At 36.4% G+C, this 24,173-nt stretch carries 21 protein-coding genes; 12 read left to right on the top strand and 9 right to left on the bottom strand.

Going from position 1 to position 24,173, the window contains the following annotated elements; translation table 11 throughout:
• Positions 1-283: 283 nt before the first annotated feature.
• The 6 genes from AC0UBM_RS17830 to AC0UBM_RS17805 all read left to right on the top strand — a co-directional run bounded on the left by AC0UBM_RS17830 (position 284) and on the right by AC0UBM_RS17805 (position 10,823).
• A complete protein-coding gene (locus tag AC0UBM_RS17830; RefSeq protein ID WP_475689552.1) occupies positions 284-1,573 on the top strand; it encodes a BamA/TamA family outer membrane protein in 1,290 nt (429 codons plus the stop codon).
• A 30-nt stretch (positions 1,574-1,603) separates the two neighbouring features.
• Positions 1,604-3,994 (top strand): arylsulfatase, encoded by a 2,391-nt coding sequence (locus AC0UBM_RS17825; RefSeq protein ID WP_475689551.1) that lies wholly within the window; start codon positions 1,604-1,606, stop codon positions 3,992-3,994.
• Between the two features lie 73 nt (positions 3,995-4,067).
• Positions 4,068-5,060: a transporter gene (locus tag AC0UBM_RS17820; protein WP_475689550.1), complete on the top strand. Its 993-nt coding sequence runs from the start codon at positions 4,068-4,070 to the stop codon at positions 5,058-5,060.
• 31 nt (positions 5,061-5,091) lie between these two features.
• A complete protein-coding gene (locus AC0UBM_RS17815; RefSeq protein WP_475689549.1) occupies positions 5,092-7,452 on the top strand; it encodes an arylsulfatase in 2,361 nt (786 codons plus the stop codon).
• Positions 7,453-7,481: 29 nt separating this feature from the next.
• Positions 7,482-8,576, top strand: a complete 1,095-nt coding sequence (locus tag AC0UBM_RS17810; protein ID WP_414035094.1) for a hypothetical protein — start codon at positions 7,482-7,484, stop codon at positions 8,574-8,576.
• Between the two features lie 267 nt (positions 8,577-8,843).
• Positions 8,844-10,823, top strand: a complete 1,980-nt coding sequence (locus AC0UBM_RS17805) for a protein-disulfide reductase DsbD family protein (protein ID WP_475689548.1) — start codon at positions 8,844-8,846, stop codon at positions 10,821-10,823.
• 89 nt (positions 10,824-10,912) lie between these two features.
• On the opposite strand, the gene AC0UBM_RS17800 is transcribed toward AC0UBM_RS17805, so the two are convergent.
• The gene (locus AC0UBM_RS17800; protein ID WP_475689547.1) at positions 10,913-11,905 is read right to left on the bottom strand and encodes a DUF1028 domain-containing protein; all 993 of its coding nucleotides are present in this window, start codon (positions 11,903-11,905) and stop codon (positions 10,913-10,915) included.
• A 29-nt stretch (positions 11,906-11,934) separates the two neighbouring features.
• Positions 11,935-12,696 (bottom strand): NAD(P)-binding domain-containing protein, encoded by a 762-nt coding sequence (locus AC0UBM_RS17795; RefSeq protein ID WP_475689546.1) that lies wholly within the window; start codon positions 12,694-12,696, stop codon positions 11,935-11,937.
• Between the two features lie 221 nt (positions 12,697-12,917).
• On the opposite strand from AC0UBM_RS17795, the gene AC0UBM_RS17790 reads away from it, so the two are divergent.
• The 3 genes from AC0UBM_RS17790 to AC0UBM_RS17780 all read left to right on the top strand — a co-directional run bounded on the left by AC0UBM_RS17790 (position 12,918) and on the right by AC0UBM_RS17780 (position 15,449).
• Positions 12,918-13,505 carry an acetate uptake transporter gene (locus AC0UBM_RS17790; RefSeq protein WP_475689545.1) on the top strand — a complete coding sequence of 196 codons (588 nt, stop codon included), beginning with the start codon at positions 12,918-12,920 and terminating at the stop codon, positions 13,503-13,505.
• A 161-nt stretch (positions 13,506-13,666) separates the two neighbouring features.
• On the top strand, positions 13,667-14,569 hold the full coding sequence (ypfJ, locus tag AC0UBM_RS17785; protein ID WP_475689544.1) for a KPN_02809 family neutral zinc metallopeptidase: 903 nt from the start codon (positions 13,667-13,669) through the stop codon (positions 14,567-14,569).
• A gap of 46 nt (positions 14,570-14,615) precedes the next feature.
• Positions 14,616-15,449 (top strand): 2OG-Fe(II) oxygenase, encoded by an 834-nt coding sequence (locus AC0UBM_RS17780; RefSeq protein WP_475689543.1) that lies wholly within the window; start codon positions 14,616-14,618, stop codon positions 15,447-15,449.
• 9 nt (positions 15,450-15,458) lie between these two features.
• On the opposite strand, the gene AC0UBM_RS17775 is transcribed toward AC0UBM_RS17780, so the two are convergent.
• From AC0UBM_RS17775 to hemN, 7 genes are all read right to left on the bottom strand, one after another.
• Positions 15,459-16,661, bottom strand: coding sequence for an MFS transporter (locus tag AC0UBM_RS17775; protein ID WP_475689542.1), 1,203 nt, complete (start codon positions 16,659-16,661; stop codon positions 15,459-15,461).
• A 13-nt stretch (positions 16,662-16,674) separates the two neighbouring features.
• Positions 16,675-17,922, bottom strand: a complete 1,248-nt coding sequence (locus AC0UBM_RS17770) for an ABC transporter ATP-binding protein (protein ID WP_475689541.1) — start codon at positions 17,920-17,922, stop codon at positions 16,675-16,677.
• Between the two features lie 2 nt (positions 17,923-17,924).
• The gene (locus AC0UBM_RS17765) at positions 17,925-18,467 is read right to left on the bottom strand and encodes a pyridoxamine 5'-phosphate oxidase family protein (RefSeq protein ID WP_434036885.1); all 543 of its coding nucleotides are present in this window, start codon (positions 18,465-18,467) and stop codon (positions 17,925-17,927) included.
• A 107-nt stretch (positions 18,468-18,574) separates the two neighbouring features.
• A complete protein-coding gene (gene aqpZ, locus AC0UBM_RS17760; protein WP_475689562.1) occupies positions 18,575-19,282 on the bottom strand; it encodes an aquaporin Z in 708 nt (235 codons plus the stop codon).
• A gap of 100 nt (positions 19,283-19,382) precedes the next feature.
• Positions 19,383-19,922, bottom strand: coding sequence for a lipocalin family protein (locus tag AC0UBM_RS17755; protein ID WP_434036884.1), 540 nt, complete (start codon positions 19,920-19,922; stop codon positions 19,383-19,385).
• A 196-nt stretch (positions 19,923-20,118) separates the two neighbouring features.
• A complete protein-coding gene (locus AC0UBM_RS17750; protein ID WP_414035105.1) occupies positions 20,119-20,286 on the bottom strand; it encodes a hypothetical protein in 168 nt (55 codons plus the stop codon).
• 51 nt (positions 20,287-20,337) lie between these two features.
• Positions 20,338-21,702 (bottom strand): oxygen-independent coproporphyrinogen III oxidase, encoded by a 1,365-nt coding sequence (hemN, locus tag AC0UBM_RS17745; RefSeq protein WP_475689561.1) that lies wholly within the window; start codon positions 21,700-21,702, stop codon positions 20,338-20,340.
• A 360-nt stretch (positions 21,703-22,062) separates the two neighbouring features.
• On the opposite strand from hemN, the gene AC0UBM_RS17740 reads away from it, so the two are divergent.
• From AC0UBM_RS17740 to AC0UBM_RS17730, 3 genes are all read left to right on the top strand, one after another.
• The gene (locus tag AC0UBM_RS17740; protein WP_475689540.1) at positions 22,063-23,337 is read left to right on the top strand and encodes a DEAD/DEAH box helicase; all 1,275 of its coding nucleotides are present in this window, start codon (positions 22,063-22,065) and stop codon (positions 23,335-23,337) included.
• A gap of 3 nt (positions 23,338-23,340) precedes the next feature.
• Complete coding sequence (locus AC0UBM_RS17735; RefSeq protein ID WP_475689539.1) at positions 23,341-23,562, top strand: VF530 family protein; 222 nt, start codon at positions 23,341-23,343, stop codon at positions 23,560-23,562.
• Positions 23,563-23,642: 80 nt separating this feature from the next.
• Entirely contained in the window at positions 23,643-24,047 is a 405-nt protein-coding gene (locus tag AC0UBM_RS17730; RefSeq protein WP_475689538.1) for a hypothetical protein, read from the top strand.
• Positions 24,048-24,173: the final 126 nt, after the last annotated feature.

The raw sequence follows: 24,173 nt of genomic DNA, 5'->3' as shown, positions 1-24,173 counted from the left end.
TAATCTTTAAGATTGAATGGACTTTAAAGACCAAGTCCTTGTCATATACATCTAAATTATTTCTTTAAAAGGAACTTTTTAATTTATCTTTGATATGTTAAGGAAAACTTAAAATAGAAGTATCTTTAATCGCGATAATTCAAAAAATAAAAGAAATTTATTGACAGATATTTTTTTAATCAATTGATTATTAGGTTCTTTATTGGGAATTGTTTTTTGTATTTCAGAAGTAATGAATGTTTTTTATACGTGTTAATCAATAACTATCAACCAATAACCAATTATGAAACTAACGCTATTAAGAGTAATCGTGTTAACTGTATTTTGTCTTGCAACGTCAAATTCTTTTGCTCAGGACACAACAAAACCTACTAAAAAAGAAGCCAAAGAGGCTAAGAAAGCGGCTAAAAAAGCTAAGAAGGAAGCACCACCAGAAAAAGGGACCATATACTTTTCGCCAGTACCAGTTATTGGTGCTAATCCTGCATTTGGATTTATATACGGGGCAGGTGCCTCTGTAAGTGGTTTTTTGGGTGAACCAGAAACTACAAAAATTTCTAATGCCCTATTAGGTGTTGCATTTACCACTAAAAGTCAAACTATAATCACATTAAAATCTACTATTTATGGAGCAGATAATAATTTTATCGCATTAGGAGATATTAGATATTTACAATCGTCTCAGCCCACTTGGGGATTGGGAACGGGGCCACAAACGTCTAAACTGGCTTCAAATGATTTTGGTTTTGATGATGGTTCTATAGAAGGAAATTCTGAAGCGGATATGTTAGAATTCAATTTCTTCCGTTTTTATCAAACCTATTTAAAGAAAGTGAGTGATAAAGGCTTTTATGTTGGTTTAGGATTACGCCTAGATTTCTTTAGTAAATTTGAAGACCAACTATTAGACCTAGACGCCGAAACTCCAGTAATTACGCCATTCTACGCTTACAACGAGCACTACGGATTTGATCAAGATAAAAGTTCGTTAGTCGGACTATCTTTAAATGGAGTGTTAGACACAAGAGATAATGTAAACAATCCGTATAAAGGACGTTATGCTATGGCTACATTTACAGTAAATCCAGAATTTTTAGGGAGCGACCAAAGTTCAACTCAATTGTGGTTAGAGTATCGCGATTACATTAATATTAAGGAAACCAATAACGATATTATTGCAATTTGGTCTTATGCTAATCTTACAACTTCGGGAGATTTACCTTATATGAATTTACCTGCAATTGGGTGGGACCAATATTCTAAATCTGGAGAGCCGTATTCTCAAGGTCGTTTCCGTGGTCAGAATCTGTTATACTTAGGTGCAGAATATAGAAAACATCTTTATGGTTCTAAGAAAAACGACAGATTGCTAGGTATGGTGGTCTACGGTAACCTAACAACTGCAAGTGCAAAACAAAGTGACATTGGCTTATTAGAATATATAGAACCAGGTTATGGTTTGGGCTTACGTGTAAACATTAGTAAAAAAGCAAGAACAAATATTGGGATTGATTACGGATGGGGAAGTTATGGTTCTAAAGGGCTGTTTTTACGTCTAAATGAAAATTTCTAATACAACAATTACAACTAACCCATACTAATTATGAAAAATTATTTAAGTCTTCTAACGGGAGTTGCTGTATTATTTGCAGTATCGTGTTCCGACAAAAAAGAGACTCTACCTACAGAAATATCTACTAATCAAACCACAAGCGGAGCCGTATTACCTTTCCCAGCGACGCCTATGGCTAGCGTGACTACAGCAAATATGAAGGATGCAAAAATGAAATGGCCGGACGAGCCACAACGCTTGCCTAAAGATACGCCGAATGTATTATTAGTGCTTTTAGACGATGTAGGTTTCGGTATTTCTGAAACTATGGGAGGTGAAATTCATACGCCAAACTTCGATAGAATTGCTAAAGAAGGATTGTTGTACAATACCTTTCACACCACGTCTATTTGTTCGCCAACACGTGCGGCCTTACTTACGGGGAGAAATCATACTCGTGTGAGTTCTGGAACCATTGCCGAGCGCGCCGTGGCTTTCGATGGTTACACCGGAATTATTCCTAAAACAGCTGCAACCATTCCAGAAATTTTAAAAGAATACGGGTATCATACATCTGCTTTCGGAAAATGGCACAACACTCCAGCTACAGAAACAACCATGATGGGACCTAAAAACCACTGGCCAAATGCTTATGGTTTCGAACATTTTTATGGTTTTTTAGGTGGAGAAACCTCTCAATGGGAACCGCGTTTAACACTTAATTACGACCATATAGAACCGCCTCACGACGAGGATTATCATTTAACCGAAGACTTAGCAAAACAAGCTTTGAATTGGATAGATAATAGTCGTGCATTTTCTCCAGATAAACCCTTTTTTATGTACTGGGCTCCTGGAGGGGTTCATGGGCCACAGCACGTTGCTAGCGAATGGGCAGATAAATACAAAGGTAAATTCGACGATGGTTGGGACGCCTACAGAGAACGTGTTTTTAAACGTCAGCTTGAGATGGGAATTATTCCAGAAGGTACAACATTAACACCTCGTGATAGTACTTTAAACGGATGGGCAGATATTCCAGAAGACCAGCGTGCATTTCAAATTAGGTTAATGGAAGTTTTCGCCGGTTTTGTAGAACATACAGATACACAGGTGGGTAAAATACTTGACGGATTAGAAGACCGTGGTTTAAAAGAGAATACCATTGTTATTTATATTTTCGGAGATAATGGTTCTAGTGCCGAAGGACAGAATGGTTCCATTTCAGAATTATTGGCTCAAAACAATATTCCTAATACCGTGGAGCAACAAATTGCTGCTCTAGAAAAAGTAGGTGGTATCGACGCTTTAGGTTCCCCTCATACAGATAATATGTATCATGCAGGATGGGCATGGGCAGGAAGTACACCTTTTAAAGGAACAAAATTAATGGGAAGCTATTTTGGAGGGACCCGTAATCCCATGGCTATCTCTTGGCCAAAAGGCATTAAGCACGACGGTGCAATACGCACGCAGTTTCATCACGTTATAGATATTGCACCTACTCTATATACAATTTTAGGGATTCCTCACCCTGAAGAAGTTCATGGCTATAAGCAACAAAAAATGGATGGGATTAGTTTAGCATATACTTTTAATGATGCAACGGCGAATGGACAAAAGGAAGAACAGTTTTTCGATAATAATGCCAGTCGAGCAATTTATAAAGACGGATGGATGGCTTCTACTTTTGGTCCATTAATTCCTTGGAATACGCCTGCTTCGGTAAGTCGTATTAAGAATTGGGACATGGACAATGATGTTTGGGAGTTATACAAACTAGACGACGATTTTTCTCAAGCTCATGATTTAGCAAAAGAAAATCCTGAAAAATTAGAAGCTCTTAAAAAAGACTTTTTAGCCTTAGCAGAAGATAATAAAGATTTTCCAATAGGTGCAGGAAACTGGTTACGTACACATCCAAAAGATATTCGTAAACCACCCTACAAAGAATGGAATTTTAGCCAAACCACACAGCGTATGCCTGAATTTAATGCTCCTGGTATTGGTAGAGAAAACAATACGGTAACTGTAGATTTGGAAATAGGAAACAAAGCTAATGGTGTGCTGTATTGTGTTGGTGGTGCTGGTGGAGGTATTACCCTTTATATGGAAAATGGTATCTTAAAATATGAGTATAATATGTTGCTTATTGAAAATTATTCAGGGCAAAGTGCTCAGCCACTTGTTAAGGGTAAACATAAACTAGTGATTAATACCCAAGTGAAAGGTCCGGCACAAGCAGGAACAGTCCATATTAGTGTAGATGGGAATGAGGTAATAAATGTGTCCTTAAACCGTACCGTACCATTGGCATTTACTGCTACCGAAACGTTCGATGTTGGCGTAGATTTAGGCTCGCCAGTATCTTACGATTACTATAAAAAGCGTCCGTTTAAATTTGATGGGATTATTGAAAATGTCCACGTTAAATTAAATTAAATTAAAGATTGAAACAGTAAAAAAGATGTGTCTCTGGATTCATCTTTTTTATTTTATATAAATAATTAATTACATGAGATTTAAAATACTAAAGCTAGTCGTTTTTACCATAGTGCTTAGCAGTATAAATAAAGGGTTTTCTCAAGCTGAAACACCCACCACTTTTTTTATGCCTCCTAAAGATTTAATGGCTGTTAATTTGCAGTATTTAAACTTAGAATCTAATTTGTCACCATCGCAGGATGTGGTGTTGGCTAGTGGTACTATTAATGTAGATGCGTTTATAGTGCCATTTTTATATTCGTTTAATATCGACGGTCGTATTGCTCAAGTTTTGGTAACACCTACCTACGGAAGTATGACAGGTACTGCAGATATTTCGAGATTATCAGAAGGGCTTCCTGAAGACATTCCTAATGAATTTGAATTTATCAATAAATCGGGTTTCATGGACTCTAGTGTGTGGTTACGAGTAGGATTACTAAATGCTCCCGCTTTGGATTTAGCCGATTTTAGTCAGTATAGTGCTAAATTTCAAATGTATGCCCTTGTTGGGTTTACTGCTCCTGTTGGGGAATATAATCAAAGTCGGCGTGTAAATTTAGGAGCCAATCGTTGGGCATTCCGTCTAGGTTTACCTATGGTTTTAGCTTTAAATGAAAACAAAAAAGCATCAGCTCATTGGGAAATAAATCCAAATTTATATCTGTACACTAATAATAACAATCCTTTTGCTGGAGAGACGAAAAGGCAAACGCCGTTGTTTGTATTAAATCAGCATGTGTCTAAATATTTTATGCCAAAACTATGGGGTTCAGTAGATTTAGGCTACCAATATGGCGGGGTTTCTCAAATAGACGATTTACCAAAAGGTGAAAGAATCAATCAGTTGGCAGGAGGTGTTTCTCTAGGATATAGCGTGACTAGCGCTATTAAAATACAGAGTAGTTATGGTCGTATTTGGTTTAATGAAAGTAACGGACATATGTTCCGCTTTTTAGCAACCATGACCATTCCATCTAAATCCGATCGCGAGATGCTTGCAAAAATGAAACAAAATAAATAACTCATAAACTAAAAATTAAACTTACGCTATTATGAAATCAAAACATATATTATGTTTCGTGTTAATGGTTTTGGGAGGTGCCGTTACAGCACAGCAAATTTTACCATTTCCACCAACGCCGTCGGCTTCGAAACCGGGATTAACCATGGAAACCTCAACTTATAAAAAAAGACCTGAAGCAAAACATTTACCTGCCGATGCACCAAATATCTTAATCATTTTAATGGACGATATTGGGCCGGGAACAGCATCGACATATGGCGGAGAAATTAATGCCCCAACGTTAAGTCGTGTCGCAGATCTTGGAGTGTCTTATAATCGTTTTCATTCAACAGCCATGTGTTCGCCAACACGAGCATCTTTGCTTACAGGAAGAAATCATACTGGAGTAGGAAATGGACAAATCGCAGCATTAGCAAACGATTTTGATGGTTTTAGCGGGGTTATTCCTAAAACCGCAGCCACTATGGCCGAAGTTTTAAAAGCTTATGGATATAATACCGCTGCGTTTGGAAAATGGCACAATACACCAGAAGATCAAATTACTAATAAAGGACCATTCGATTTTTGGCCAACAGGATATGGTTTCGAAGAATTTTACGGTTTTTTAGCCGGAGAAGCATCGCAATACGAACCTACTTTAGTACATAATACAACTTACGTTACAGAGGAACGTGAAGAAGAATATCATTTATCTGAAGACTTAGCGAATAAAACCATTAAGTGGTTACAAGAGCAAAAAACATATGCTCCAGAGAAGCCGTTTTTTGTGTATTGGGCACCAGGAGCAGCACACGGACCTCACCAAGTTCCTCAAGAATGGGCGGATAAATACAAAGGAAAATTTGATGATGGATGGGATGCGTATCGCGAACGCGTTTTTAACCGTCAAAAGAAATTAGGATGGATTCCGCAGAACACAAAATTAACGCCACGCGACGAAACTATGGCATCGTGGGCATCTATTCCTGAATCTGAAAAACCATTTCAAAGAAGATTAATGGAAGTTTGGGCTGGATTTGCAGAGCACGCAGATTATCATGCTGGTCGTGTAATTGATCAAATTGAAGCTATGGGAGAGTTAGATAATACTTTAGTATTTTACATTTGGGGAGATAATGGGTCGTCTTCAGAAGGATTACATGGTACAATTTCAGAACAATTAGCTCAGAACGCGATTCCAACTAAGATTTCAGAACATATAGAAGCTTTAAATGAACTTGGTGGTTTAGACGTTTTAGGAACTAATAAAACAGATAATATGTTTCATGCCGGTTGGGCATGGGCAGGCTCAACACCATATAAAGGAACAAAATTAGTTGGTGGATATTTTGGAGGTACACGTCAGCCAATGGCCGTGTCGTGGCCAAAAACCATTAAACACGATAAAACACCAAGACCACAGTTTCATCACGTTATTGATATTGTACCAACAGTGTATGATATATTAGATATTGCAGAACCGGAAGTTGTAAACGGTTTTGAACAAGTCGATATGGATGGGGTGAGTATGGTATATTCATTTCATGATGCTACCGTAAAAGGAACTCATAAAACACAGTTTTTCGATATTATGGCTAGCCGTGGTATTTATAGTGGTGGTTGGATGGCAAGTACTATGGGGTTAAGAAAACCATGGGTAGGAGGTATTCCTAAAGGTGCTAGAACTTGGAATCCTATGAATGATACTTGGGAGCTTTATAATTTAGATGAGGATTGGAGTCAGTCTACTGATTTATCAAAGGAAAATCCAGAGAAGTTAGAAGAAATGAAAATGCTTTTTATCTCTGAATCGACAAAATATAAAAATTTACCTGTTGGAGGTGGATTGTGGGCCACGGCAATTTTTCATCCAGAAGATGCCCCTGCATCGCCATTAACGGAATGGGTCTTTGATGTGCCATTAACACGTATGCCGGAATCTGCGGCGCCTAAACTAGGTAAGTTGAGTAGTTTAGTGACTATGAATTTACATGTGCCAAAAGATGCAAATGGTGTGTTATACGCTTTAGCAGGATTTAGTGGAGGAGTTACTTGTTTTATAAAGGATGGTTATTTAAATTTCGAGTTCAATTTATTTGAAATCGAAAGAACCAAAATAAAGTCAGAATCTAAACTGCCAGAGGGTGAAATAGTAGTCGTCGTAGAGTCTAAATTAGTTGATAAAATAGGAGGAGCTATGGATGTAACACTTAAAGTTAATGGGAAACAAGTCGCTCAGAAACGTGTGCCACGTGCTATGTCTTTACACTTTACATCTAACGCAACCTTCGATATTGGAACCGATTTAGACTCGCCAGTAGCTTTGGAATATTTTGATCAAGCCCCATTTTCATATAATGGTAAAATTGGGAAAACGGTTATTAAATATATTGACGTGAAAGAAAAATAATAAGCCAATTAATTAATTTTTAAACCAGAATGAAACAACTTTCCATCCTGTTATTAGCAGTAATTTTTAGTTTGCCTTTTCAAGCGACAGCACAAGAAATGGCACCTCAAGAACAAGATTCTATAATATACCCTTATGTCTTACCGGTTTGGGGGCAAAAAGTTACCGATAAAGGGTATGGAGATCAACTTCAGTTGCCTTTTGGTGTAAACTTAAACTATGTTAACGTGTACATGGATTTAGAGATTACTGAATTTGGTTTGGAAATTGGAGGTCGAGATTTCTCTGATGTTTTAAATGTAGAAACTCTAAATTTTACTCAGGTAAGTGCGACTACAAATGGTTTGAACTTTAGAGCAGATGCTTGGGTATTACCTTTTCTTAGTGTTTATGGGTTAATGTCTTCGGTAACAGGAGGAACGCAAGTGGCACTACAGCCAACATGGAAAGATGCAACAGGAGAAATTATTTTGCAGTTGCCAGAATTTTCATCGGAAGTAGAGTTTGATGCCAGAACATACGGTATAGGTGCGACTTTAGTTTTTGGATGGAATAATTACTTCTTGAGTACAGATTTTAATTATTCAATTACAGATACAGAATTGCTAAAAGATCAGGTGGGATATGCAACCTTATCGGCTAGAGGAGGATACCGTTTTGGGTTATCTCAAAAAAACAAAGATTTTTTTATAGCGCCTTATGCGGGAGTTATGTATCGTGATTTTGTTGGTGCAGATGGTAATGCTGGTGGAATCGGGCTAGATGAAGTGTTTCCGGAATTAGACGCGACGTTTAACCAAACGGTAGATGCAAAAATTGCGAGTAATCAAGAGCTTATAGATGCTGAAGGTACAACTCCTGCTGAAAAAATTAAACTGCAAGCTCAAAACCAAGCCTTAACTACAATTGAAGAAAGAGTAAACGAAAGTGGTTTATTTTCAACTAGAGTAGATTACGAAATTAAAAAAGAACTTCTTCAAACGGTAACCTTTCAAATGGGGTTTAATATGCAGATTAATAAACATTGGATGCTAAGAGGAGAGTATAGTTTATCCGATGAGCAACGTTTTCTTATGACAGGATTACAATACCGTTTTGGTGTTAAGAAGAAAGGCATGAAATAAAATCTAAACGTATTTTATTATATACTTAAATAAAAACAGCTCTCTAGGGCTGTTTTTTTTGCTTTGTACTTTAAACATTTCCGCATCTTGTACTACAAGCTACTGTAAATCCCAATAAAACTATTCTGGTTAATATATTAAACGTTAATTAGTTTATAAAGGAATGGGTGTTTTGTTAGTAGTAGACGTATATTTGCAGCATATTGAAAATACAAAAAGGTCTTATTTAAGACCAGTCATTTAAATCTCTTTTACTTTTCAGTTATTATGAAGCATCTTTTACTTGTTCTCTTATTTACCTTCAGTTTAACCTCTTTTTCTCAAATTTTAGATCCTGTAAAATGGTCGACTACTGTAGAGAAAGTTTCCGATACCGAATATAAATTAATTTCAACGGCCAACGTAGATATTGGGTGGCACTTGTATTCTCAATTTGTACCAGAAGGTGGTCCCATTCCAACAACTTTTATTTACGATAATTCTGAAGAAACATTTAGTTTAGAAGGGAATACTAGCGAGGGAGAAGGACATGTTATAGATGATCCTGTTTTCGAAATGAAAATTAAATTATTTGAAGGCGAGTCGGAGTTTGTACAGCTTGTAAAGTTGTCTCAACCCGTTAAAACCATAAATGGGTTTGTCGAGTTTATGGTGTGCGACGATACGCGATGTTTGCCACCTACAGAAGTCGAATTAGAATTTGTTATTGATGAGTCTGCTATTGCAGGAACTAAAGCGACTGCTACAGAAAATACACAAGAAAAAAAATTAGAGAACACCATTGAAGCTACCGAGAAAGCCGCTTCTAATAAAGGATTGTGGTCTATCTTTTTTATTGCTTTTCTATCGGGTTTTGCGGCTTTGTTAACACCTTGTGTGTTTCCTATGATTCCTATGACGGTGAGCTTCTTTACCAAACAAAGTAAAACAAAGGCAGCGGGTATTAAAAATGCTGTAATTTACGGGGTTAGTATTATAGTTATTTATGTGTTGTTAGGAACTGCAGTAACGGGTATTTTTGGAGCAAGTGCTTTAAATGCTTTGGCAACCAATGTGTGGTTTAATATCATTTTCTTTATATTATTAGTGGTTTTCGCGACCTCATTTTTAGGTGCTTTCGAAATTGTTTTACCAAATTCTTGGGCCAATAAGGTCGATTCTCAAGCCGATCGAGGTGGATTAGTTGGAATTTTCTTTATGGCCTTAGCCTTAGCCATAGTGTCATTTTCTTGTACTGGACCAATTGTAGGAACACTTTTAGTAGAATCTGCTTCTAAAGGAGGACTAGCACCAATAATCGGGATGTTCGGATTCTCGTTGGCTATAGCCTTGCCTTTTGCCTTGTTTGCCGCATTCCCGGGATGGTTAAATTCTTTGCCAAAATCTGGAGGCTGGTTAAATACGGTTAAAGTGGTTTTAGGATTTTTAGAGTTGGCTTTGGCTTTCAAATTTTTATCTCAAGCCGATTTGGTGTTACAAACACACTTTTTAGAACGTGAAGTCTTTATTGCAATTTGGATTGCTATTTTCGGAACACTAGCATTTTACTTGTTTGGAAAAATACAATTACCGCACGATTCTCCCTTGTCTCATATTTCGGTAGGAAGATTAAGTTTAGGCCTTATCGTATTGTCGTTTACAATATATATGATTCCTGGGCTTTGGGGAGCACCTTTAAATCTTATTAGTGCCTTCCCGCCACCACAAGAATATAGCGAATCGCCTTACGGAGTCGGGTTTTCTAAACTCGGAGGAGGAGCTAGTGCAGCAACGCATGCCGAATTGCCAGATGGTGCACATTTATTAGCGCCTCACGATATTATGGCCTTTAACGATTACGACAAAGGTGTGGCTTACGCAAAGCAAGTGGGTAAACCTATAATGTTAGATTTTACGGGATGGGCCTGTGTAAATTGTAGAAAGATGGAGCAAAACGTTTGGCCAGAACCAGGAGTTTTAAGCATCTTGAAAAACGATGTGGTACTGATTTCTTTGTATGTAGATGATAAACGTCCGCTTGAAGAAGGCGATGTGGTAGAATCTCAATTAAAACCGGGAAAGAAATTAAAGTATATCGGACAGAAATGGAGTGAATTACAAACTGTAAAATACAAATCTAATTCGCAACCGTTTTATGTGATTATAGATCACGACGAAGAGAAATTAATCGAACCTGTGGCGTATCTTCCAGACGCTACCGAATATCAGAAATGGTTAGAAACTGGAATTTCAAATTTTAAAGAATAGCGGTTTTAGTATTAAGACCTTTTAATCAACAAAAAAGCCTTTGTTATAACTTATATAACAAAGGCTTTTTTAGTTTGTAGTTTTAGAGATTAGAGTTTTAAAATACGATCTAATTCGTTTTTAGAAACCGTTAATAGTCCAGACTTGGGTAAACGTTCTGTCATTGTTCTCCAATTATTATCTTTCTCAAAAATAGATTTAAAAATAGGTAAAGCATCATTTAATTGTCCTGAATTGGCCATCGCAATCGCCGTCCAATATTTCATCTCTAAATTTTCAGGAAACATTCGTTGTGCTGTGCCGTAAGCGTTCATAGCTTTTTCCATATCGCCATGCTCTACAGCCAAATCGCCTTCATTCATAAAATTATACGCCTTATGCACTTTTAATAAGCGTTCTAATTCTACTAAAGGTTCACCGCTATCTTCAACATTTAAATTAACCAATTTGTCTTGCCAAGCATGTGCTGCCAGTTTAGGTCCAACGACAATTAATGCCGCCGATTGTCTCCCACGAATGTCTCCGCCTGCTGCTTGAGCAGCTTGTAATACTTTAACAATCCGTTCGGCCAAAGGTAAATTACTATGCGCTTTAAAAGCATGTTCCATGGCAGGTACAACGGCCTCGTTAAGCATCATATTTGCTTGTACAGAAAAATTATCTCCTACAATATGGTGCGCAGATGCTACACAATTGGCGCCTGTAAAAGCGTCTACACTACCATTAATATCTAGCATGGCGACCTGACGAAAATCTCGACCCTCATCTTGTGTTACTAAGGTTTGTAAAGCGTCTTTCGCAGACGTGCCACTTTGCATTAACTCCAATCCGTTAGGGCCGTAAGCCGGATTTACAAACGATTGGGTAGCTACAACGCCAACACCAGATTTTCCCCAAGCGACGATACTTCCTACGTTAAACCAATGGCTTTGCACGCCAACGGCCATTTCTCCTGTGTTAACATCTTTAGCAACGATAGAAAAGGTGTGTGCAAATTGATCTTTATAAACTTGTGCGAAGGATAGCTGTGTTAGAAATAGAACAGCGATTAGAAATACGGATTTAAATGTGTGGTTATGCATAGACGAGTTAATGAGTGATGTTTTAAGAATTAATATTCCATTAAATTAGAATATTTAAAGGTATAATGTAATACAGATATGAGTTTTTTTGGACTTATTATTTTATAGGTGTTTTCAGATTCTGGATCTAAAATGGGATGTAAACGGTCTACTTTAGCCATTTCTTTAATGTAGAAGTCGGCACGTTTTGGATGCGAGTCTGCACATGCATTAAAGGTCTCATTCCAGATATTTTGTTCAATAATAGCCAGTAATATGCCAATACAATCGTCTTGATGTATAAGATTTATAAAGCCTTCTGGGTTAGGTATGGTGTTATGCGAACGAATAAAGTTTCCCGGTTTTCTGTGGTAACCAAACAATCCGCCGAACCTGATAATGGTCGATTGAAAAGAGGTATTATGTCTAAAAAGGTTTTCAATTTGAGCTAGCGGACTATCATTTGTGGGGCTTTCTTCAGTAACAACGCTGTTGGAATTCGGGTAAACCGAAGTTGAACTGATGTATATTACAGATTGGATAGATGAGGTTTCTATTTGTGCTATCAGCCGTTTAAAAGCGTCTATATCTTTCGAGGTGATTAGAATGATTAAAATATCTGAGTTTAGAAATTCCGAAGGTATGCTGTCGTTGTCACTCCGTATTAAATAAGGTGAAACGTTAGCCGACTCTAAAGCTGTTAATTTAGCAGTTGTAGTAGTCGATCCTTTTACCGAATATCCTTTGGCTACTAATGCTTCTGCCAAGGGAAAACCCAGCCAGCCACATCCTAAAATACTTATGTTTTGCATTACTGTTTATTGTTTTTGGAAATATACTTTTTCATCTGATTAAAAACTCTAAATTAAATATAATATATATGTATAAATTTCGTAATTTTTGACCGTTATTTTTGAGATTATCTCTGTAATGAGTCTTTTACAATTGTATATTGTTAATGGTGTTGTAAAAGACACGCGTCACAAAAATGACATTAAAATCAGAATATAAATATTAAAAACGAACTAAACTAATGGAAAACTCTACAGTAACAATTATTAAAGACACTTCAGCAAATCCAGGTCCATTAGGGCTTCTAGCCTTTGGGATGACAACCGTATTATTAAACCTGCATAATGCTGGTTTTTACGAACTAAATTCCATGATTTTAGCCATGGGGATATTCTACGGCGGATCGGCACAAATTGTTGCTGGAATTTTAGAATCCAAAAAAAATAATGCCTTTGGAATGACCGCCTTTATCTCGTACGGTTTTTTCTGGCTCACGTTAGTCGGGTTATTATTAATGCCAGAATTAGACATTTACGAAGGCACATCGACTTCTGGAATGATTGCTTATTTTATTATGTGGGGAATTTTTACAGGTCTGTTTTTTATCGGAACCTTAAGAATTAGTAAAGCCCTTCAGGTTGTCTTTGGAAGTTTAACCATCTTATTTTTCTTATTGGCTTTAGGACGCTATACAGGGAGCGAACTCATAGGAACTATAACAGGTTACGAAGGCATATTCTGCGGAGCATCTGCTATTTACGCGGGAGTTGGTACCTTATTAAACGAAGTTTACGGAAAAGTGGTAATGCCTTTAGGTCCCGTAAAATAATTAGATTTTAATCTATTATAGGGTATTAAGCCTAGACAGTTGTACAGCTCTGATTCTTAGTTATAATCATTTTTAAATTTATATTGTACATCTAAACTAGGTAGTGTAGATTTGTTAAAATAATTATAAAAATTAACCAACCAATAAATTACTAGTGCATTATGAAATGGCAGGGCAGAAGACAAAGTTCGAACGTAGAAGATAGAAGAGGTCAAAGCGGACCAAGATCTGGAGGTGGTTTTGGAGGAATAAGTCCGATGCTATTAATTCCTTTAGTGAAAATGTTATTCTCTAAAAAGGGTTTAATTGTCGTGGGAATTGTGGTGCTGTTTTCTGTGGTAACAGGCTATAATCCGTTAAATTTATTTAGTAATTTTTTAGGTGGAGGACCAATACAAACAGAGTCTTCTAATTATCAACCAACCGAAAAAGACGAAGAGTTAGCCCAATTTAGTACCACTATTTTAGCGAGTACCGAAGATGTTTGGAATCAGCTTTTAACTAATTATCGCGAACCAACTTTAGTGCTGTTTACGGGGTCTGTGGCTTCTGCTTGCGGTGCTGCTTCTAGTGCTACGGGGCCTTTTTATTGTCCGGGAGACGAAAAATTATACTTAGATCTTAGCTTTTTTGATGAAATGGATCGTAAAATGAATGCTCCTGGCGATTTTGCACAAGCCTATGTTATTGCTCACGAAGTTGGACATCATGTTCAGAAAATTATGGGGATTTCAGATAAAATGCAACAGTTAAGAAGTCAGCTTAGCGAAACAGAATACAATAAATTTTCTGTACGCTTAGAGCTCCAAGCCGATTATTTTGCAGGAGTATGGGCACACCATTCTCAGCAAATGACGCATATGATGGAAAGTGGAGATTTAGAAGAAGCTTTAAATGCGGCAAATGCTATTGGCGACGATCGTTTGCAAAAACAAGCGACTGGTCGTGTGGTACCTGATTCTTTTACACATGGTACTTCTGCACAACGTATGCGTTGGTTTAAAAAAGGATTCGAATCTGGAGATGTGTCTCAAGGGGATACATTTAATGCGAATCCGCTTTAAGAGCCATCAAACTATAATTTTTTTAGACCGTTTAAACTGAATTAAAATGAGTGAATATGCTATGGATAGAAACAGTTTGTCTAAACTAATTCTAGAACGATTAACCTCCGAAAAAGACGTTTTAAAACGGCAGTATGAAGCTTCAAAAGATAAAATAGGGTATTTTTATTTAGATCATATTTTACCTAAGGATGTTGTAGACCAAATTCACCATCAATTTCCTTCAGCAGAGGAGATGGTTCTTAAAAAAAGCTTACGTGAATACAAACATGTGGCCGCACAAATGGATAAATATAATCCTATTTTAGAAGAAGTTATTTATGCTTTTCAAGATCAGGCGATCGTGAAATTAGTCAGTGACATTTGCTGTATAGATGATTTGTATCCAGATGAAAACTTATATGCTGGTGGACTTTCAGCTATGCAAAACGGACAGTTTTTAAATCCGCATCTAGATAATTCTCATGATAAAGACAGAAGCCGTTGGCGTGTGTTAAATCTATTGTATTACGTGTCCCCGGACTGGCACGATAATAATGGTGGCCATTTAGAGCTTTGGCCAAACGGACTAGAATCGCCTCAGACTATAGTGCATTCTAAATGCAACCGATTAGTTGTTATGGCTACCCATAAAAAATCATGGCATTCTGTAAGTCCTGTTACAGCAAATGCTTCGAGACAATGTGTGTCTAATTATTACTTTTCAAACAGTCCGTTGCAAACAACAGATTCCTTTCATGTTACTACGTTTAGAGGACGCCCTGAGCAAAAATTAACCAATCAGATTTTAAAGGTCGATTCATTCTTACGGATGACTCTTAGAAAAGTATTTAAAAAGGGAATTGTCGAAAATCCGCATGTGTATAAAAAGGATAAATAAGAGCTATTTCTAAACTTGTGTACGCTCGTTTTTTAAAGCTAGTAATCCTAAAATCGGACCTACAGCTAATGCGATATACACATATGTTGGCGTTAAAATAGTCTGTAAGAACCCTAAGGTTTGTATGCTTACTATGGTAATGGCATATCCAATACAATTTACAATAGTTAAGGCGCTACCTTTGGCATGAGACGCTGTGTTATGAGCGACTAATGTAGAAAAGAGTGGAGAATCTGCTACAACAAACATTCCCCAGATTATCATAAAGATGATAAACAGCAGACTAGACGTTAAGTGAAAACTTAAAGGTGATACTAAACAACATATAGCAGAGACTAATAATATGAAAAAGGCAGATGGTTTTAGTCCCTTTATCGTAGATAACCAACCGCTAATAATACAACCTAAACTACCTATTCCTATAATTAAAAAAGAATATAGCGCAATATTTAAATGGGCTTCGGGATGTAGGTTGTTATATGTTTTTATCATAATAGGAGTAAATGCCCAAAAGGCATACAATTCCCACATATGTCCAAAATAACCATAAGCAGCAGCTTTAAAGGCTCGGTTTTTAAAAAGCTTAGTGAGGGCCAAAAGATCGATTTTTGTACTGTGTTTTCTAAACGGTCCATTGGGCACAAAGATTAAGATAATGACACCTCCAAATAAAGAAAGTAGTGAGGTGGTGTAAATAACCGTTTCCCATGGTAAGTGTTGGGTAACAGTGCTTAAAAGATGAGGAAATGCCGTGCCTAAAACTAATGCACCAACCAAAAGCCCTAAGGCTTTTCCTAAGCCTGTATTGTAATAATCTGCGGCGATTTTCATCCCCACAGGATAAATCCCAGCGAGGAAGAAGCCTGTTAGAAATCGTAACAGTAATAAAATGGTGAGTGTTTGTCCTTGGCGGACTAACCCGAGATTAAAAAAAGCAGCTAGTACCGCACTTATCATAAAAACTTTAGACGGGGAATACCGATCTGCAATTGTAAATAGGGCAAATACAAATGTCCCAATTATAAAACCAAATTGTACCGAAGAGGTTAGGAAACTTAATACAGAAGCATCTAAATGATAGACTTTAATAAGCTCGTCCATAACGCCGTTTCCAGCAAACCAAAGCGAGGTACAACAGAATTGAGAAATTATAATAAGGGGTAAAATACGTTTAGGAATACGTGCTGTCGTACTTGTTATTGTGTCTGCCATTTACAATGCTATTCTAAGTAGCGGTGGTTAGTTTTCTTATTGAACCTTGGTCCGTGTGTTCTAATTCAAAAACATGTGTTGGTTTTAATTCGGGTTCTGTTTTATGCGACACATAAAGTACTGCTGTATTACTTTCTTTTGCAATTTTCTGAACTAAACGTATAAAAACCATAGCGCCCTTATCGTCTAGACCAACAGTGGGTTCGTCTAATAGTATTAAAGGCGGGTGTTTAATCATCGCTCGGCAAATTAAAATTAAACGTTTATTAGTTTCCGATAGGTAGAAATAATTGATGTCTTTTATTGTGTCTAAGCCTATTAACTGTAACCATTGTTTCGCTAAATTGACTTCTAAATCTGTAGGCACCTGATATAAACCAATACTATCTTTTAGTCCCGAAATAACCATATTTAAAGCTGTATGCTGTCCTTTAAATAAATGCATCATACTTGGCGTAAAATAACCTATGTTGCGTTTTATATCCCAAACAGCTTCGCCAGAACCACGTTTGTAACCAAACAGATATACCTCCTGACCATATGCTTTAGGATTGTCTCCAATCATCATCGTTACAAGAGTCGATTTCCCTGTGCCATTCGCCCCTTTTAATTCCCAAAACTCACCTTGCTTAATAGACCAACTAATGTCTTTTAAAATTGGTTTGTCGTTGTAGGATACATTAACTTTCTTCAATTCTATTAATGTTTCAGGGACATCATTTACCTGTTTAGAAATGGGTTTGGGAAGCGGGTCTGTAAGTGCTACCACATCGTTATCGTCCTGATTTAAATATGTGGATATAGGCAGTGTAGTGTATGCACCATCTTTATAGTCTAAAATGTATTGAACGCAGGGTAGAATCTCATCCTTTCTACTAAAAAATTGAATAATTGGAACGTTTTCTGAAATTGAAATTATGCGCTCTTTTAACGAGGTCACATTATTAACATCTAAAGAATCAAACGGATTAACAAGCACCAAAAACTGTATGTCTCCTTTTAAAAGATGATCGAATAATGCCTTTCTGCGTTCCCCACTCGAAAGCGTTAATAATTTTCTTTTAGAGTCTGCAGTTAAGGTGTATTTATCATGTAATAATTCATCATTTATAAACTCGTCTAAGGTGTCATCCGATAAAAATGTACCTTTTTTATCCTTAAAATCGGATAGAATTGTGGCGTCCGAGGTGGTGATGAAATTTATGTAATCTTTAGTAGTTGGTGTTTTTGTAACGTGGATAGCAATATGTGTATAGCTCATAATTATTTAATAATTTCAGTTTCAAAACCATCAATACTTTTTGTGTTTTTATCAATCCAATACTGTGCAATACCTTCAGGTCCTTTTTGTGTTGCCCATTGGTCTAAAGTAGGTCTCTCTGCTTTGAAATCCATAAAAGGCACACCAAAGCCACAAGAGGTTTGCACTAAATCTACATCCATTTCAATAATTTGTCTGGAGCCAATAGCATCGGGAAACAAATCGCTATAGTTCTGAAACGCGTCGTCTCTTGGGTGAAAAATGGTTGCATTTCCATAAAGTCTTAAAATAAGAGGTTTGCCTTCAAACGCACAAAACATAATAGTCATGCGGTTGTTTTGTAACAGATGTGCTGCGGTTTCGTTACCGCTTCCAGTTAAATTAAGCCAAACTATTTTGTTTTTATTAATAACTCTAAAACTATCTGTGCCTTTAGGAGATATATTAACGCGCCCTTCAGTGGCCGCTGTTCCCACAAAAAAGATATGCTGCTCTTTAATAAAGTCTTCTATATGTGGCGCTATATGATCTGTTTTCTTACCCATGTCTATCCTATTTTAATGAAGGAAAGGCATAAAAATAAAGAATCTACTTTTTAACCAACGCTTTGTGAGTTAAAAAGTAGATTCTTTTCTGAAAATTTTAATAAAATCTATACTGTTTTTTCTGGAGAGATAAATTTGTAAACCACACCAGCTATTATTGCTCCAACAATAGGGGCAACCCAAAATAACCATAACTGACTCAAAGCCCAGTCGCCAACAAATAAGGCTTGACTTGTACTTCTTGCAGGGTTAACCGAGGTATTTGTAACAGGAATGCTAATTAAATGGATAAGGGTTAGTCCTAAACCAATGGCTAAACCACCAAAACCTTTTGGCGCTTTAGAATGTGTAGCTCCTAAAATTATCATTAAAAACAGGAAAGTCATCACAATTTCTGTGACTAAAGCAGACATCATATTATAACCATCTGGAGAGTGTTCGCCATAACCGTTAGCAGCAAAGCCACCTAGCTCAAAGCCTGCTTTTCCGGAAGCGATAAGGTATAAAATTCCGGCTCCTAAAATTCCTCCAAGAACTTGCGCTATAATATAAGGTACAACGTCTTTTTTGTCGAAACGTCCGCCAACTGTAAGTCCGATGGTGACGGCTGGGTTTAAATGACAGCCAGAGATATGGCCTATGGCATATGCCATGGTTAATACGGTTAGTCCGAAAGCCATCGCGACTCCTACAAATCCAATTCCTAATTCCGGATATCCTGCAGCTAATACTGCGCTACCACATCCGCCTAATACAAGCCACATGGTGCCTATAAATTCTGCTACTAATTTTTTCATAAAGTTGGTTTTATTGATTCGTTGTTACATTAATTGCGCTTTCAATAATAAATTGAAAAAGCTATGTCATTGTAACCCAATAAATATGAGAAAAAATTAGAAATAAATTAAGATAAATTTATGATTTAGTGTGTTCTACCCAAATAAGGTCTTCGGTATTATAACCAATAGCTTTGGCTTGATTTAAAAACTCTTGTTTAATATCTTCAGGAATTGTTGTTTCACGAGATAAAATCCATAGATATTCTAAATTTTTACCGGCTACAAGCGCATACTTATAATCGTCGGCTAAGGCAATGACATTATATCCCGAATAAAACGGACCAAAGAAAGATACTTTTAATTTTGCAATAGTGTCACTATCTACAAATTTTGCTTTTCCGTCGGCTTCTGTCCATTCTTCTTTTTCATAATTATACCCTCGATTGACAACCTTAATGGTTTCATCTGGATTAATAGAATAATTTGCAGTGGTGTTATTTAGGTTTTTTTCGAATTTAAAATCTAGTCGTGCAATTTCATACCACTTACCCAAATATTTTTCTTTTTTAAACGGGCTAACAGCTTCTGCGTTTTTAGGAATTGTTGCGCAAGATGTAAATATAATTGCGGTTAATACGATTAAGGCTCCAGGTATGACGTATTTTGAATATTTCATTAGATAATATTTTAAATATTGAACATGTATTTATGAACTGTAATTTTATCAATTTTAAGGCAATAATGAGGATGGTATTAGATGTTTTTTTGATTTAAATGAATACACTGGAGGTGACAAAATGCTTTAGATTAAATATCGAAAAAGGGAAGCAACTGCTTCCCTTTTATAGTGAGTGATATAAGTATACGTGTATTTAAGCGTGTTTCTTTTTAAGAAAAGGTCCTGTTAATAATAAACCAATGCCACTTCCAAAGGCAATACCTTTAAAGAAATCGAATGCATCATTTTGAAGATAATAATGCAAGAATACTCCTGCACTAATACTTAATAGCCCTAAAATAAAAGTTGTTTTCGTTTTCATGTATTTACCATTTTGAGAAAGTAAGTTAATAATTTTTTTTAAAGCATGAAGTTAAATGGTCATTGAAAATAATTTGGTTTCTGGTTTGCTTTCATGCAGTTTTAAATCGAAGGCCATGCAAATGTTTCTAATAAACATGCGACCTTCTTCTTTTACAATTAAGTGATCTTCAAAAATATCTAGAATACCATCTGCTTCCATTTCTTTTAAATGCGATAAAATCTCTGGTAATGCTTGTAATTGCATCTCAGGAGATTTCCAAGACGTTTCTAGGTTACACATAATATTAAGAATGTGTTGTCTCACCACTAAGTCTTCGGTAGATAGTAAATGCCCTTTAAATATAGGTAATTCATTAGCTTCTAAACGGGCATAGTAATCGTCTATACTTTTTTCATTCTGTGCAAAACTATACCAAGAATCGCTAATAGACGAGACGCCTAAACCAATCATGAGTTTTGTTTTTCCAGAAGTATATCCCATAAAATTACGGTGCAGATTTTTATTTTTCATAGACACGTACATGCTGTCTGTTGGCAAAGCAAAATGATCCATACCAATTTCTACATAACCCGCATCAAAAAAGAGTTGCTTTCCTAGTTCGTACAGTGCTCGTTTTTCGTTATCCTGTGGTAAGTCTGAGTCTTTAAATCCGCGTTGTCCGTTTCCTTTAATCCACGGCACATGTGCATAGCTATAATATGCTATACGGTCGGGTTTTAATTCGACTGTTTTTTTAATGGTTTCTCGAATACTTTCTTCGGTTTGGAATGGCAAGCCGAAAATTAAATCGTGACTCACAGAGTCGTAACCAATGGCACGAGAATCTTCGGTAACACGTTTTACGGCTTCAAAAGATTGTATCCGGTGAATCGCCTTTTGTACCTTAGGATCGTAATCCTGAATCCCAAAACTATTACGTGCAAATCCTAAATCGAATAACACTTGCAGTTGCTCTTTGGTAGTGTAGTTGGGGTGGCCTTCGTAACTAAATTCAAAATCTTCAGCTTTATGGGCTGTTTTAAAAATACCATGAATTAATTTCGATAAATTTTCAGACGAAAAAAATGTTGGTGTGCCACCACCTAAATGTATTTCCTTAACATTTGGTTTGTCTTCTAGAATATCACAATACATGCTCCATTCTTTTAAAACCATATCTACATAAGGCACTTCTACACTATGCTGTTTTGTAATGCGTTTATTACACGCGCAAAACGTACATAAACTTTCGCAAAACGGTAGGTGAATATACAGGCTAATGCCTTCTGTGGTATTAGATTCTTTAAAAGATTTTTTAATTGTTGAAACCCAGTTTTCTAGAGTAATCCCGTCTTTATCCCAATACGGAACGGTTGGATAGCTGGTATAACGTGGGCCTGGAATATTGTATTTCTGAATTAAATTATGCATGATATTATAATATTTAACTTCAGAATTATACGCATTCTAAAGCTGATAATCGGACTGTAAAAATACGATTTATTTAGCGGATGTTTTACTCTTTTATGAATATTGTAAAAGCAGATTACGATTTATGCTTTTACTAATAAATTATGATTTTCAGGTCTTAAAAACTCATTTTTTAACACTGCTTGGTTGGTGACTTAAGTTTAAAACAGACTAATAATTAGTGGTTTAAGTGTTGTGCTTTGAATTGGGATTTAGTAAGTCTTCTTAAAATAATGCTATTCATGAAAAATTAAACGTACTTTTGCAACTTCATAAAGAATGATATCATAATAAATAGGATGTCATTTTCTTCAATACTAATGTATGTCATTTAATTCACTAGGCCTATCTGATGCCTTATTGAAAGCAATCAATAAAAAAGGATACGACACGCCATCTCCAATACAACAAAAAGCAATTCCACCCATTTTAGAAGGGAAGGATGTATTGGCATCGGCACAAACAGGTACAGGTAAAACCGCGGGTTTTACATTACCATTACTTCAAATTTTAAGCGAAGGAACAACAAAGAGACACCGCCCAGTGCGCGCCTTAATATTAACGCCAACACGAGAATTGGCAGCTCAGATTTTTGAGAACGTAAAAGAATACAGCGAATTTTTAGATATAAAATCGGCTGTTATTTTTGGAGGTGTTAATCAAAAACCACAAGCCGCAACGCTTAAACGTGGTGTAGATGTTTTAGTAGCCACTCCAGGTCGATTATTGGACTTGTGCAATCAGAATATATTGTCTTTAGCAAGTGTAGAGATATTTGTTTTAGACGAGGCAGACCGCATGTTAGACATGGGATTTGTAAGAGATATAGAGCGTATAATTAAGTTAATTCCTAAGAAACGTCAGAATTTAATGTTTTCGGCAACATTTTCTAAGGACATTAAAAAATTAGCGAACGGTATTTTAACGTATCCGGTTTCTGTCGAGGCAACACCAGAGAATACGACTGTTGAGGTTATTCAACAAAAAGTATATCGCGTGGCTAAGGCTAAGAAAACGGAGCTGATTATTAAATTAATTTCGGAAGGAAACTGGCAGCAGGTTTTAGTATTTACAAGAACCAAACACGGTGCTAATAACCTGACTAAAAAAATGATTTCTTCGGGAATTACAGCCGCCGCAATTCATGGTAATAAAAGTCAGGGTGCAAGAACAAAAGCCTTAGAAGGTTTTAAAAATGGAAGTATTCGTGTAATGGTTGCAACAGATATCGCGGCCAGAGGATTAGATATTCCGCTTTTACCTCACGTTATAAACTTTGAAATACCAAATATTTCTGAAGATTATGTTCACCGAATTGGTAGAACAGGAAGAGCAGGAGCGAGTGGTGAAGCACTATCGCTAGTAAGTGCAGACGAAACGTCTTTCTTAACCGATATTCAGAAATTAATCGGAATGAAAATTCCAATAGAGATTGTTGAAGGTTTCGAGCCAGACCCAAATGCATCAACCGAACCAATTAAACAAGGAGGCGCTAGAAATAGAAGTCCTAGAGGAGGCGGAAGCAACCGATCTAGTAAAAGTTCAACTAAAAGTAGTGCTTCTAATTCTGGCCGAAGAACGCGAGATAGAAGAAATTAAGTTATGGAAAGTCAACCAAATAATCCCTTACACGGTGTAAAACTAGAACAGGTTTTAGTCGATCTGGAAGCGCATTACGGTTGGGAATATATGGGCTATAATATTAAAATACGCTGTTTTACAGAAAACCCTTCTATAAAATCCAGTTTGAAATTTTTAAGAAGAACACCTTGGGCAAGAACCAAAGTAGAGCAGATGTATTTAAAGATGCTTAAGAACAAATAGTTTTGAAGTGTAATTATTTATTCAACATATAAATTTTTATAGTATTTTAATTATACGTTTTTACCAGTAATTTAACTCACATGAAAAAATCAGTATTACTACTAGCTATTACATTATGTTTTGCAACATTGTCTAGCTGTGACTCCACAAAGTCGGCAACAACAACAGCCGCTACAAACGCAGTCTCTAGTATGAGTGCCGACCAGATGAAATCTTATTTTTTAAGTCATCCAGAAGCACAGACTAAAGTAAAAGAAGCTTTAATCGATAAAGAATCTCCTTTACGAACCAAAGCAACAGAGTATTTAAAGTCTAATCCGGAAACGCAAGCCAAGGTTACAGATTTTATCACTAAAAACCCTGATGCTAAAGGTCAATTAATGAAATACGTTATGGATAATCCAGAATTAACTCAGAAATTAATGAGTTGGATTTCTAGTAATCCAGAGGTTTTAAAGCAAGCTATGAGTTTAATAGGGATGTAATCTTATTAAAATCTAATATTTTAAAGCGATTAAGAGCAGTCTTAGTCGCTTTTTTCCTTTAAATTGAATTGAAAATAAAGTATTATGTTCGTAAAAGCGGATATAATAAACCAAGGTTGTAACTTT

Source organism: Formosa sp. F44 (genome assembly GCF_056238645.1).
This window is presented reverse-complemented; position numbering and strand designations above follow the sequence as displayed.

Coding starts and splice junctions, on each gene's coding strand:
- AC0UBM_RS17830 (WP_475689552.1), top strand. CDS start 284: ATGAAACTAACGCTATTAAGAGTAATCGTGTTAACTGTATTTTGTCTT.
- AC0UBM_RS17825 (WP_475689551.1), top strand. CDS start 1,604: ATGAAAAATTATTTAAGTCTTCTAACGGGAGTTGCTGTATTATTTGCA.
- AC0UBM_RS17820 (WP_475689550.1), top strand. CDS start 4,068: ATGAGATTTAAAATACTAAAGCTAGTCGTTTTTACCATAGTGCTTAGC.
- AC0UBM_RS17815 (WP_475689549.1), top strand. CDS start 5,092: ATGAAATCAAAACATATATTATGTTTCGTGTTAATGGTTTTGGGAGGT.
- AC0UBM_RS17810 (WP_414035094.1), top strand. CDS start 7,482: ATGAAACAACTTTCCATCCTGTTATTAGCAGTAATTTTTAGTTTGCCT.
- AC0UBM_RS17805 (WP_475689548.1), top strand. CDS start 8,844: ATGAAGCATCTTTTACTTGTTCTCTTATTTACCTTCAGTTTAACCTCT.
- AC0UBM_RS17800 (WP_475689547.1), bottom strand. CDS start 11,905: ATGCATAACCACACATTTAAATCCGTATTTCTAATCGCTGTTCTATTT.
- AC0UBM_RS17795 (WP_475689546.1), bottom strand. CDS start 12,696: ATGCAAAACATAAGTATTTTAGGATGTGGCTGGCTGGGTTTTCCCTTG.
- AC0UBM_RS17790 (WP_475689545.1), top strand. CDS start 12,918: ATGGAAAACTCTACAGTAACAATTATTAAAGACACTTCAGCAAATCCA.
- ypfJ (WP_475689544.1), top strand. CDS start 13,667: ATGAAATGGCAGGGCAGAAGACAAAGTTCGAACGTAGAAGATAGAAGA.
- AC0UBM_RS17780 (WP_475689543.1), top strand. CDS start 14,616: ATGAGTGAATATGCTATGGATAGAAACAGTTTGTCTAAACTAATTCTA.
- AC0UBM_RS17775 (WP_475689542.1), bottom strand. CDS start 16,661: ATGGCAGACACAATAACAAGTACGACAGCACGTATTCCTAAACGTATT.
- AC0UBM_RS17770 (WP_475689541.1), bottom strand. CDS start 17,922: ATGAGCTATACACATATTGCTATCCACGTTACAAAAACACCAACTACT.
- AC0UBM_RS17765 (WP_434036885.1), bottom strand. CDS start 18,467: ATGGGTAAGAAAACAGATCATATAGCGCCACATATAGAAGACTTTATT.
- AC0UBM_RS17755 (WP_434036884.1), bottom strand. CDS start 19,922: ATGAAATATTCAAAATACGTCATACCTGGAGCCTTAATCGTATTAACC.
- AC0UBM_RS17750 (WP_414035105.1), bottom strand. CDS start 20,286: ATGAAAACGAAAACAACTTTTATTTTAGGGCTATTAAGTATTAGTGCA.
- AC0UBM_RS17740 (WP_475689540.1), top strand. CDS start 22,063: ATGTCATTTAATTCACTAGGCCTATCTGATGCCTTATTGAAAGCAATC.
- AC0UBM_RS17735 (WP_475689539.1), top strand. CDS start 23,341: ATGGAAAGTCAACCAAATAATCCCTTACACGGTGTAAAACTAGAACAG.
- AC0UBM_RS17730 (WP_475689538.1), top strand. CDS start 23,643: ATGAAAAAATCAGTATTACTACTAGCTATTACATTATGTTTTGCAACA.